Source organism: Sphingobium lactosutens DS20, assembly GCF_000445105.1.
Taxonomy (GTDB): domain Bacteria; phylum Pseudomonadota; class Alphaproteobacteria; order Sphingomonadales; family Sphingomonadaceae; genus Sphingobium; species Sphingobium lactosutens.
The window spans coordinates 58,018-70,389 of sequence record NZ_ATDP01000109.1 but is presented as its reverse complement, the minus strand read 5'-3'; the positions used below and the strand labels follow the sequence as shown (position 1 = coordinate 70,389).

At 59.4% G+C, this 12,372-nt stretch carries 7 protein-coding genes; 2 read left to right on the top strand and 5 right to left on the bottom strand.

Annotated elements, in window-relative coordinates; translation table 11 throughout:
• Positions 1-229: 229 nt before the first annotated feature.
• From RLDS_RS52680 to RLDS_RS54810, 4 genes are all read right to left on the bottom strand, one after another.
• The gene (locus RLDS_RS52680; protein ID WP_021228527.1) at positions 230-1,627 is read right to left on the bottom strand and encodes an efflux transporter outer membrane subunit; all 1,398 of its coding nucleotides are present in this window, start codon (positions 1,625-1,627) and stop codon (positions 230-232) included.
• 2 nt (positions 1,628-1,629) lie between these two features.
• Positions 1,630-4,788, bottom strand: a complete 3,159-nt coding sequence (locus RLDS_RS52675; protein WP_021228526.1) for an efflux RND transporter permease subunit — start codon at positions 4,786-4,788, stop codon at positions 1,630-1,632.
• A gap of 3 nt (positions 4,789-4,791) precedes the next feature.
• Positions 4,792-5,940 (bottom strand): efflux RND transporter periplasmic adaptor subunit, encoded by a 1,149-nt coding sequence (locus tag RLDS_RS52670; protein WP_021228525.1) that lies wholly within the window; start codon positions 5,938-5,940, stop codon positions 4,792-4,794.
• Between the two features lie 815 nt (positions 5,941-6,755).
• Positions 6,756-7,328, bottom strand: a complete 573-nt coding sequence (locus RLDS_RS54810; RefSeq protein ID WP_021228524.1) for a TetR/AcrR family transcriptional regulator — start codon at positions 7,326-7,328, stop codon at positions 6,756-6,758.
• A 91-nt stretch (positions 7,329-7,419) separates the two neighbouring features.
• On the opposite strand from RLDS_RS54810, the gene RLDS_RS52660 reads away from it, so the two are divergent.
• Both RLDS_RS52660 and RLDS_RS52655 read left to right on the top strand, forming a co-directional pair.
• Positions 7,420-9,609 (top strand): TonB-dependent receptor, encoded by a 2,190-nt coding sequence (locus RLDS_RS52660; protein ID WP_021228523.1) that lies wholly within the window; start codon positions 7,420-7,422, stop codon positions 9,607-9,609.
• 28 nt (positions 9,610-9,637) lie between these two features.
• The gene (locus RLDS_RS52655) at positions 9,638-10,930 is read left to right on the top strand and encodes a metallophosphoesterase (RefSeq protein ID WP_031299178.1); all 1,293 of its coding nucleotides are present in this window, start codon (positions 9,638-9,640) and stop codon (positions 10,928-10,930) included.
• A 278-nt stretch (positions 10,931-11,208) separates the two neighbouring features.
• On the opposite strand, the gene RLDS_RS52650 is transcribed toward RLDS_RS52655, so the two are convergent.
• Entirely contained in the window at positions 11,209-11,829 is a 621-nt protein-coding gene (locus RLDS_RS52650; protein WP_021228521.1) for a TetR/AcrR family transcriptional regulator, read from the bottom strand.
• Positions 11,830-12,372: the final 543 nt, after the last annotated feature.

Genomic DNA, 12,372 nt, shown 5'->3' with positions numbered 1-12,372 from the left:
TCTGCTTTCGTTTAATAGCGCCAGCCTGCCACCCGTCGCAGCCGACGAATAACGGTCCGGCTTATTCTGCCTTCCGGACCTGGCAATGCGCGGGCGGGAAGGGCGACGCCGCTCCCAGAGGCTTCGTGTCTGTAAGCCCTGGTCGGTCCGCCTCAGGCTAAGAATGCTATCCGACGTTGAGCGACAGCCGGGCGAGGCAGACCATCGCATGAGTGAGGGCACAGCAGCCTCATTTGAGACCTCCACCAAAGGCGCGATACAGTTCTATCGAATTTGCCTCCCGAACCAGCCTTGTGGCAAGCAGACTTTGCTCCGCCGCGTATAGGGCACGCTGAGCGTCTAGCGTTGCGAGGAAAGGATCGGTTCCCGCCCGATACCGCGCTTCGGCCAGTTGGTAAGCGCGTGCTGCGGCACTGTGCAGCGAAGTCTGCGCCTCGACCTGGCCTTGAATCGTATCTTTCCTGGCGAGCGCGTCGGCGGCTTCCCTGAAAGCGCGCTGAATCGACCGTTCATACTGCGAGACCATGACATCGTGCGTTGCCTTGGCATAGCGCAGGTTGCCCTGATTTCGGCCATAGTCGAAGATTGGCAGCGATGCGGACGGAGCGACAGACCAGTAGTCGCTGCCGTCGCCGAACAGGTTGGAGAGGCCGGCACTGATCGTGCCGAAAGCCGCGGTCAGCGATATGCGAGGAAAGAACGCGGCCCTGGCGGCACCGATATTGGCATTGGCTGCGCGCAGTTGGTGCTCGGCCGCGGCAATGTCGGGTCGCCGCAGCAGCAACTGTGACGACAGGCCCTCCGGAAGGTTTGCTATCGTCGCGCTTTGCGAACCGAGCCCTTCGGGCAGGAAACCCTCACTGAGGCTGGTGCCAGCCAACAGTTCAAGAGCGTTGCGGTCCTGTGCGATCAGACTCGTATTTTGCGCAATGTCCGAGCGCGCCTGATCATAGCTGGTTTGCGCTTGGCGGACTTCGAGTTCCGAAGCGACGCCTCCGGCAAACCGCGCTTTTGTGAGTTCGAGGGTCTGCCCGAACGCCTGAACGGTTTCCTGCGCTATCCTCAAGCGATCGCGGTCCGCCGCAAGCGTGAGCCAGGCTGATGCCGTTTCGGCGATTAGGCTCGTTTGCGCGGCATTACGAGCCTCGACGGTTGCAAAATATTGCTCCAGAGCCGCCTTGTTCATATCCCGGATCCGGCCGAACAGGTCTATTTCCCAAGCCGACGTGCCGATATTGGCGGAATAGATATCGACGCGCCCGCCGAAGATGGCGGTGCCCGCCGGTATATCCTGATAGGTGGCGCTGCCATTGGCGCCGATGGTCGGCAGGAGATCTGCCCGTTGCACCCGATAGAGTGCGCGTGCCTGTTCGACGTTGGCAAGTGCGATCCGCAGGTCACGATTGTTCTCAAGAGCCGCCTGGATGACGCTGTGCAGTCTGGTGTCAGTGAAGAAATCCTTCCACGCCAGATCTGCCGGGATTGCAGAGGCAGACGGGTCGTCTTGCGCGGCGGATGGCAATGCGGCCGGCACCGGCAGGCTTGGTCGGGTGTACTCAGGCGCCATGCTGCAGGCGCCCAGGGTCATGGCCGCGATCGAGGCGGCGGCGATGCGAAGCTTGGTCATCTTTAGGCCTCCTGCGGCTCAAAGCTGGAGGGAAGGGAAGGCGGCGCATTTTCCTGCGATCCGCCTTCCTGCCGGAAGAGCTTCTTCACCACGAGGAAGAATACCGGCACGAAGAAGATGGCGAGGAATGTCGCGGTCATCATCCCGCCGACCACGCTTCGCCCGATCGCATTTTGCCCGCCGGCGCCCGCGCCATTAGAGACGGCGAGCGGCAGCACGCCGAAGGTGAAGGCGAGCGAGGTCATCAGAATAGGCCGCAACCTCAGCTTTGCTGCCTCGTACGCCGCTTGCGCAGCGCCAAGCCCTTCGCGCATCTTCTCTTCCGCGAACTCTACGATGAGGATCGCGTTCTTGGCAGCGACGCCCACGGTCGTGATCAGCCCGACCTGAAGGTAGATGTCGTTGTTGAGACCGGTCAGCCAGGCAGCGATAAGCGCGCCGACCACGCCAAGCGGGACGACCAGGATCACAGCGATCGGAACCGACCAGCTTTCATACAAGGCGGCGAGCGAAAGGAAGACGATGAGGATCGAAAGCGCATAGAGCGCTGGCGCCTGGCCGCCCGAAAGCTTCTCCTCGTAGGAGATGCCGGTCCACTGGATCGCAACACCTTCGGGAAGCTGCTTGCCCAGTTCCTCCATGCGCGCCATTGCCGCGCCGGTGCTGTAGCCCGGAGCCGGGGCGCCGAGTATCTCGACCGAGCTGCGTCCATTATAGCGTTCAAGTCGCGCCGCGCCGTAGGACCAATTGCTATCGGAGAAGGCCGAGAAGGGGGCCATGGCGCCGTTGGCGCTGCGGGCGTAAAGCCTGCCGATGTCTTCTGGACTGCTGCGTGCGCTTTCGTCAGCCTGGACAAATACCTTCTTGATGCGTCCGCGATCAAGGAAGTCGTTGACATAGGCGCCACCGAGCGCGGTTGAGAGCGTGTCGTTGACATCGGCCAGATTGAGGCCGAGCGCGCCTGCGCGCGGCTGATCGACGTTCACCTTGAGCAGCGGCACGTCGTCTAGGCCGTTGGGTCGCACTTGCACGAGCATCTTGTCCTTGGTTGCCAGTTCCAGAAGCTTGTTACGGGCGGCGATCAGTCGATCGTGGCCGACGCGTCCGACATCGACGAGCTGCATGTCAAAGCCGGTAGCGTTGCCCAGCTCTACGATGGCGGGTGGAATGAAGGCGATCGCCTGGCCGGCCCGCAGCCCGGCGAGCGCCTTGTTCGCGCGTTCGGCAATAGCCATCGCCTTGTTCTGTGCGCCTGGCCGGTCCTTCCAGTCCTTCAGGCGAATGAAGACGAGGCCGACATTCTGGCCCTGGCCGTTGAAGCTAAATCCACCGACACTGAAGACCATCGACACATTGTCTTTTTCATTCGTCTGGAAATGTTTGCGGACCTCCCCAATGGTCGCGAGCGTCTGTTCCATCGTCGCGCCAGTCGGTAATGTGACTTGCGCGGCCATGATGCCCTGGTCCTCATCAGGCAGGAAGCCGCTCGGCAATTGCGCGAAGATTGCACCCATGCCGACCACCACCAAGCCATAGAGGAGAAGCGAGCGCTTCCAGCTTCGGTTCATACGCTGCACGCCATCGCCGTAGCGCGCGGTGGCGCGATCGAAGGTCCGATTGAACCAGCCGAAGAAGCCTTTCTTCTCATGGTGGCCATGGGCAGCGGGCTTGAGGATGGTTGCACACAGGGCAGGCGTCAGGATCAGTGCGACCATCACCGAAAGGGCCATGGACGTGACGATAGTGATCGAGAACTGCCGATAGATGATCCCGGTCGATCCACCGAAGAAGGCCATGGGCAGGAACACCGCCGAGAGCACCACGCCGATCCCGACCAGTGCGCCGCTGAGCTCGTCCATCGATTTGCGGGCAGCTTCCCTAGGCGAAAGTCCTTCTTCCTGGATGAGGCGCTCGACATTCTCCACGACGACGATCGCATCGTCGACGAGAAGGCCGATGGCGAGCACCATGCCGAACAGCGTGAGCGTGTTGATCGAGTAGCCCAACGCCAGCAGCACGGCAAAGGTGCCCAGCAAAACCACCGGCACAGCGATTGTCGGTATCAGTGTCGCCCGCCAATTCTGCAGGAAGAGCAGCATTACAAAGAAGACAAGGACGACCGCTTCGACGAGAGTGTGGATGACCTGCTCGATCGATAGTTCGACGAACGGCGTCGTATCGTAGGGATAGACGACCTTGATGTCGGGCGGGAACTGCTTGGAGAGTTCGGCAACCTCGGCCTTGACGGCTTCGACCGTGTCGAGCGCGTTGGCGCCCGGGGCGAGCTTGATCGCGAGCCCGGCAGAAGGCTTGTCGTTGTAAAGCGTCTCAAAGCTATAATTTTCTGTGCCGACTTCGATCCGGGCGACATCCTTCAGCGTGATCGTGGAGCCGTCGGGATTTGTCCGGAGCAGGATATTTCGAAACTGATCCGGGGTCTCGAGCCGCGATTGTGCCGAAACGGTGACGTTGAGCGCCTGTCCCGCCTTGGCCGGCAGATTGCCGATCTGGCCGGCCGAGATCTGGGCATTCTGCGCTCTGATTGCAGTCTTGACGTCAGCGAAGGTGAGATTGAGGTTAGCGAGCTTGATCGGATCGACCCAGACGCGCATTGCATATTGCGCGCCCATCAGCAGCGTGTCGCCCACGCCGCTGATCCGGCTCAGTGGATCCTGGAGTTCTGACGCCAGATAATCGCCAATGTCCTCGCGGTTGTGGCTTCCATCCTCCGAATATAGACCGACGATGAGCAGGAAGTTCGCTGAGGATTTTTGAACGCGAACACCCTGTTGCTGCACTTCCTGCGGCAGCAGCGGCATCGCCTGCTGGAGCTTGTTCTGCACCTGTACCTGGGCGATGTCGGAGTCGGTGCCCTGTTCGAAGGTCAGGGTGATGGTGAGATTGCCTGCCGAATCGCTATTCGACGAGAAGTAGCGCAGATTGTCGATGCCCTTGAGCTGCTGCTCGATGACCGTTGTGGTGGTCTTCTCCAGCGTGGTGGCGTCAGCGCCGGGATAAATGGTTTGAATGGCGATGGCAGGCGGCGCGATCTCCGGAAATTGCGATATCGGGAGCGTGCGGATTGCGAGCACGCCGGTTAGCATCAGGATGATGGCGATGACCCATGCAAAGATGGGGCGGTCGATGAAAAAGCGGGACATCGCTTATTTCCCCGCAAACTTGGAGGTGCCAGGTGCCGGTGCCCGGGGCGTGACCGAGCTTCCCGGTTTGGCCTTGAGGAGGCCATCGACGATCAGCCGGTCGCCCGGCTTAAGTCCGCTCGTGATCACCCACCGGTCGCCAAGCGCACGGTCGGTTGCGACGATCCGCTGCTCGACCTTGTTTTCCCTGTTTACGATCAGCGCTGTCGGCTCGCCGCGCTCGTTGCGGGCAATGCCGCGTTGTGGCGCAAGGATCGCGTTCTGGCGCACACCGTCGATAAGGCGTGCCCGCACGTACATCCCGGGGAGCAGCATGCCGTCGGCGTTGGGGAAGGAGGCTCGTAACGTCACAGCGCCAGTAGTCTGATCGACGGTGACTTCGGAAAACTGCAGTCGTCCCTCGACAGGGTAGGTCTTGCCGTTAGGCAGCACCAGTGCGACGCGGGCGCTGCCGTCGTCCCGCACGACCCCGCCAGCCTTCATCGCCTCCTTGAGTTCGAGAATTTCGGCGGCAGACTGGGTGACGTCGACATAAACACGATCGGTTTGCTGAATTATCGCGAGAGGGTCTGGCTGACCCGCTTGGACAAGTGCGCCTGGGGTGAAGCGCGAGCGTCCGATCCGTCCCGAGATAGGCGCCCGGATCTGTGTGAAACCAAGATTGACTTGTGCTGCGTCAACAGCGGCCCGCTGCGCTGAAACGTCAGCTCGGGCCTGCCGCGCCGCAGCGTCCGCATTATCGGCCTCCTGGCGACTGACAGCATTGATATTGACCAATCCGCGATATCGTTCGGCTTGAAGACGGGTCGCGTCGATTGCGGCCTGCGCGCGAGCAAGGCTACCCTGGGCCGCACCTAAAGCGGCTCTGTAGGGCGCATCTTCGATCGCATAGAGAACTTGTCCAGCATGGACGATGGCACCTTCCTCAAAGAGGCGCCTGCGAATCACTCCGCTGATCTGAGGGCGCACCTCGGACGTCTCCACCGCCGTGACGCGGCCGGGCAACTCACTCATCAAGACCGCCGGCTCGCTCTTGAGCGTAACCACGCCGACTTCAGGCGGTGTAGTCTTCTCAGGCTCCTGCGCCCCGCAGCCTGCCAGCAGGATGACGAAAGAAAGGAGGGGGAGGGTGGTTCTTTTGTGAGGGACCATCGGATTTCCTGTCAGCACATGTAGGAGTGAGCGCTCATTCTCATGGTGCGCTGCAATAACCGTTTTTCGATGCAGTGCAATGGGCAAATCCATTGGTCTGACTTTTCGGGCTGGTGCCGGCCGCGGCTTTGAGAGTGCGACTTGTTGCGTCTATCGGGGCGAACAGTTCCGCTGACCTGTAGCTCATCGACTACAGCTCGGTAGATCGTCGGCAAACAAGATTGGCATCGCAACCGGATGCCTGCATTGCTTTCTGCGGTGTCGCTCGCATGGCCGTGCTTCGCCATCCGCTTGCAGTGAACGTCGATCGCCCAAAGGGCGGGTTGCCACTGTCGCGAGGAAGTCCTGGCCTGCATGCTGGAGAACCCCCATGGAGGGGTTGCCAGGCGGCGCTTGTTGCGCCCGTGCGGAGGCTCGGATCCGCGCCGGTTCAAAATCGATCGATGATCGATACCGTCCCAACGACCTGTATCACGCTCTTTTCCGTGCATGGGCGCGGCTGTCGCGGCTACCGACACGCTCATCACGTAACGCGCCTGCTCTCCGGTCGGTGCCGTACGGAGAAGCATGGATTTGGCTCAAAAGCCAGGCGCTGGCTGTATGAAAGCAGCATGCTCGCGCGACGGACGAACATCATCCAATTCGCCAAAGCGACATCATACTGTCAGGGAGTTGGCGTTCCTACAGAATCATCGGCACACAGCCTCGACCGCGTGTTGCTGAGGTGCCAGATCGTTTCGTACGATTGGTTTGACGTCATCCTCGGCGGGGACTTGGATCATGCCAGTCAAGTCGAGACCGATCAGGACTCTTCCCTAATCCGTCGACTGTGCCCCCAAGTAAAATAGTCGCCAAAGCAAGGCCTTCGTTTCGTTAGGCGTTCCGATGGGTGAGGTACGATAAAGAATGACGAGACGGATCGCATGATGGGCCAGCATGTCGGCAGAAGTGAGTGACGTCACGTCGCCTTCGTCCTGTGCGCGTATGATGATTTCGGTTGCATGATAATGCATCGTCCCAGGGCCGGTGCCCGGCGCCATATTGCCACTGAAGGTCTGGCGGAAGTCGTCAAGCATCGGCGCAGATATCTCCGGCGCGACCATGTTGTCGAAGAGAAATTCGATGTAATGCCGCAGCAGACTTATTGCCGGAAGGACGCCGAGCGCACGCTCGAAGCTTGCCCACGCCTCTCCCAAGTACCGGCTCGCCTCACCGACCAAAGCCGCCTTCTCCGAAAAATGGATGAAGAACGTGGCGCGCGAGATTGATGCTTCAGCGCAGATATCGCCGACGCTTGTCCCTGAGTAACCCTTTTCGCGGAACAGTCTGAGGGCGCATTCATAAATGTGCCGCCGCGTTCGCTCGCGCTTCCCACCCGCTGTCGCCATTTTCTGCACTAGCTCTCCTCTTGTTACACGGGCGTAATAACCCGTTTATAGACACAAGTCTAATTCTTCTCAGGGCAGGGATTCTAGACTCATGAAGGTCATATTCAAGGTCGGGGGCGCAATCGCGCTTCTGGCGCCGGGGGCGGCTGCCGCACAGGTCCAGGATTTGGGCGGGGGCGAAATCATTGTCACTGCCCAAAAACGCGAAACCCGTCTCGCCGACATTCCCGCGGCAATCAATGTCGTGACGGGCGCCCAGATCACCGACAATGGCGTGTCCAATTTCGAAGACCTGACATCCCAGGTAGCGGGCATGAGCATCACATCGAACTTCGGCGGCGTCGCGTCCACCACCATCAGCATTCGAGGTGTAGGGGGACAGGATGACTATCGGCCCAATGGAAGCCCTTCGGTCGCGTTCCATGTGGACAACATTTATCAAAGCTCGAACGTCTTTCTGTCAGTACCGTTCTTCGACATCGAGCGGGTCGAGGTCCTGAAAGGACCGCAGGGCACGCTTTACGGCCGCAACAGCACGGCCGGCGTCGTCAATCTCATCACGCGCGGCCCGGATGACAAGTTCGGCGGCTATGTTCAGGCGGACTATGCGAGCTATGCCCGCTTCCGAGCCGAAGGAGCAATCGGCGTACCTTTGAACGACCGGATCGGCTTGCGCCTCGCCGTCATGACCGATCAAGGCGGAGGCTTCATGGACGGCAAGGGTGCGGGGTCCGCCGCCGGCACGCGATTGCGGCCGCAACTGCCGGCGCTGCCCGATCCGGGCGCACGCAGCGATTATGGCGACCGCGACCTCTGGGCCGCTCGCGCCACCGTGCGGGCGGACACGGGCGGCGGCGACCTCACCCTGAAGCTGTGGGGCAGCCGCGACCGTTCGGAAAGCCAGCCGCAGGACTCTGTGCGCGGAGTCAGCAACGGTGGCTGGCTCGAGCCCGACAATGATCCGTTCACCTTCTACTCCAACCGCTACCCCCGCCGAAAAACGGATCTTTTCGGCGTGAGCGGCACGCTTACCCAGAGCCTTGGCGATACGCTCCATCTTGATCTGGTCGCGGGTCACGAGGAATCGGATCGCACGCTCGACGGCGCCCCCGGAGCGCCTTTGCGCGTCAATCAATTCATCTTCACCGATCAAGTCAAGCAGACCTCATTCGAGGCGCGTCTTTCCAACGCCCGGAAAGGTTCGTTCGATTGGGTGATCGGAGCCTATTATCTGAAGGACAAGACCGACTTTGGCACGACGCTTTTCTATGAGGACAGCCGTTTCACCCAGATCGAAACCGACTACCATCAGAGGCGCGAGAGCTTCGCGGTGTTCGGCCAGATCGACTGGCGGCCCGTCGATCGCCTGACGCTGACGGGCGGGCTGCGCTACACCACAGAATCGTCCAATTATTTCGGATCGACGATCGACGCCAACCCCTACGGCATCACCACCGGTATCGGCCTGCCATTGCCCGTGTCCTTTGACAATGACTTCGATGATGACAATCTCTCGGGCCGCGTATCCGCCAAGTTCGACTTGACCGGCTCGCTATCGATCTACGGCGCCTACGGGCGAGGCTACAAGGCCGGAGGGTTCGATGGAACGAGCATTTTCTCCGCGCCTGAAGCGTTTTCATTCAAATCTGAAACCGTCGATTCGTTCGAAGGTGGTATCAAATGGTTTCCGGCATCGAACCGCTTCAACCTCGCGGTTGACGGCTTCCATTATTCTTTCAAGAATTTGCAATCGAGCACGGCCACGCCGAACGGCAATGTCAGGACCAATATTGCCGCCGCCAAGCTGAAGGGTGTGGATGTGACCGCAACGCTCAATCTAGTGCGGACCGAAGCGCAACAACTCTCCATCGATGTGGGCGCCACCTTCCTCGATAGCGAAATTACAAAGTTTGAATCGAGCAACCCGGTTCTCGTGACGCTCAATCTGGGCAATGATCTTCCTGCCGCGCCGAACGCGTCTGGCCACGCCCGTCTCGTTCACAGCATCACTCTCACGCCCGAGTGGCGACTGCGTTCAAGCGCGGATGTCACCTACAAGGGAAGCGAGTATAAACGCCTGGACAATTCGCTCTCTTCCAAAACGGAATCTTATGCGCTCCTGAATCTGCGCGTGGAACTGCAGAATATCGCCAGCGGTATCTCGGTCTACGGCTACGCCAGAAACGTCACGGACGAACGTTATTTTGTTGATATTGCCGGTCCGTCGAGACTTGTCGGGCAGCCGCGAACGTTCGGTGCGGGTGCACGGCTCGCCTGGTAATCAATCCCAAAAGCCGGAGGCTTTGCTAATGAAATTGCACCATCTATCTCGCTTCTTCGTGTCCTCACTGCTTGGGGCGGCGCTAGTGCCCTCGACCTCCATGGCACAGGGTGCGGAACAGCGTTTCACCATCGCGGTCATACCCGATACGCAGAATTATCTGGACTACAGCCATCAGCGGGAGGCCGGATTTCCGATCGACGCCAAGGACATCTTCATCGATCAGATGGAATATATAGCCCGCAACGCCCGATCCGCCGGGGGCGACATCGTATTTGCAACGTCCGTGGGCGATATCTGGCAACACGGCAGCAGATCGATGGACGTTGAGCATGTGGCGAAGGGACTGAAGGCCATACCGAACCCGGTGTTCGGCAATTATCTGAGCCCTGAACCGCGAACCTTGACCGTGGAGATGCCTATCGCGCGTGCCGGCTATGAAATCCTGGCCAGCAAATTGCCTTTCTCGGTTGTCCCCGGCAATCACGACTATGACGCCGTGTGGTCAGACTCGCGTTGGCCGGCAACGATGAAAACTGGCGATCCGCGCAGTTATGGGATGCTGCACTACGGAGGATTGGACAATTTCCGCGCGGTTTTCGGCAGCAACTCTCAGTTTTTCAAAGGAAAGCCGTGGTACGTCGCTTCTTTCAACGGCGGCGCCGACAGCGCTCAGGTCTTCGAGGCAGGAGGCTACCGGTTCCTTCATATCGGACTGGAAATGGCGCCGGAAGATGATGTCATCGAGTGGGCGCAGGCCCTTTTAGAGAAATATCCAGGCATTCCGACCATCATCTCGATCCACGATCACCTCAACACTGAAGGGGAGCGCAAGCCGATCGCGGCGGTGGATTTCGACGCTGTCCATGGTGAACACAATTCACCAGAGGAACTCTGGCAAAAGCTCATCTTGAGGAGCGATCAGATATTCATGGTGTTGAGTGGACATCAGCACGGTCAATCGCATGCGACGGATAAGAACGCATTTGGCCACGACGTCCATCAGATACTGGCCGACTATCAGGATCGCGGTCAGCTTTTGCCGATGATCGCGCCCGAAGCGCCGAAAGCGGCTTTGGGCGACGGGTGGCTGCGTCTCATGACGTTCGATTTCTCGACCTCCAATCCGACGGTCAGCGTCCAGACCTACTCGACCTACTTCCATACTTCGTCGGATCGCATGACAAACTACCCCACTCTTTACAAGCAGCATGAGAAGCCGAGCGAGAGTGATGGCGCGTTCCGTACCGAGGAAAACTTCACCCTGAACTTGGCGGATTTCAATGAGAGATTTTCAAAAGCCAAGGTTGGAACGAAATGAAAAAAAAGCCGTGACTGCTAATTCTGCTGCTGAGGAATCAACGAAAACGCCAGCCGAGATGTGACGTTTCGGATCACCATATTGATGGTATCGCTGATGAATCGAATTCGCGCTCCCGAATGTCTTGCGTGGGCATTTTAGCAGACTATCCATCCACAAAAGGAGATAGCCCGCCTTTTTGCGAACCAACGTCTGTGTTTGTTCGACAAACTATCATCCGGCGGAACCGTGACATGGTTTCCGGATACTCCACCGTCAGATGAATGTGGCCGGTGACGTCATCTTCTGGTGTTGGGTGGCGACTCCGTTAGTCCAAGTGACCTCATCATCAATGTGGCGGTCGTCCGACTGGCTTTTTCGATGTCCGCGCAAGGTTCTATGGCGGGACGATGCCCCAAGCCGATGAAGCAGGCCATCATTATATCGGCATAGCCGTCCAGTTCTGAGGCTGGCAGGTCGGGTCGCGCAAGCTCGGCGAGCCTGCGCACACCGGTTCGGTAAAATGCGGTCAGCGTGTCGAGGCGTTCGGCCACCGACGGGTTGCGCCACGCTTCGGCCAGAATTTCGAAAAGCAGCCCGCCCCCTTCATTGTGCAGAGCGATTTCCGTTATGGCTTTGATCGCGTCGAACATGGTCTGTTCACCGCGTTCGACGGCGTCGAAGATTGCATGCATCTCTGCCACCCGATGCTGTGCATTCTCCTCCACGATCGCCAGTACAATCTCGTCCTTGGCCGTGAAGTGGCGATAGATTTGTCCCATGCTGACGGATGCGTCGGCCGCCAACTCCGCCGTGGTCGTCGCATGGAAGCCCTTTGCGCCGAACAGGGCCCTCGCCGCGTTGATGATTCTCTCCCGCGGCGACTGGCCGGTGGCATATTTCTTCGAAGTCTGGTTCATACCGTAGTCCTGTCTGATCAACCTGCCTATAGGCGCAGCTCTGGCTGTGCAATCTTTCCCATCCCCAATTGGTCGCCCAGAGGCTGGAGGTGCACGCTTGCATATTTGCCTCTTGACCATCCGTGTACACCGCATCATAAGCAGGGAGTGAGCGCTCGCTCATACTTAAAACGCCGTCGGTCGGGCGCAAGATCCGATTGCACGCTTTTTGAGCAGGCGAGCGTTCACGAATGGCCGGGAGCTTCTCGCATTGCACGAATGCGCGGCGTTACCGTGCTTAGTCTGCCAGTCGACATCGCCTGACGGGTTTTTCCTCCCTCCCGTCGTGAGCCCTTCGGGTCGCCCCATAATGTCGGCTGGCAGACTCCTTCGGACGACCGCCGAGAGCAAGTTTACCTGACAGGATCGTTTGCGTTATGAGTGCCGCGGCAGAGAATATGTCGTCCCGGCAGGGAAGACGAAAGGCGGGCCGGTCGTTGGACCGGATAGCACGGACTAAGGCCGCGCCGCACGGTTTATCACGGTCGATTGTCGCGAGAGGCA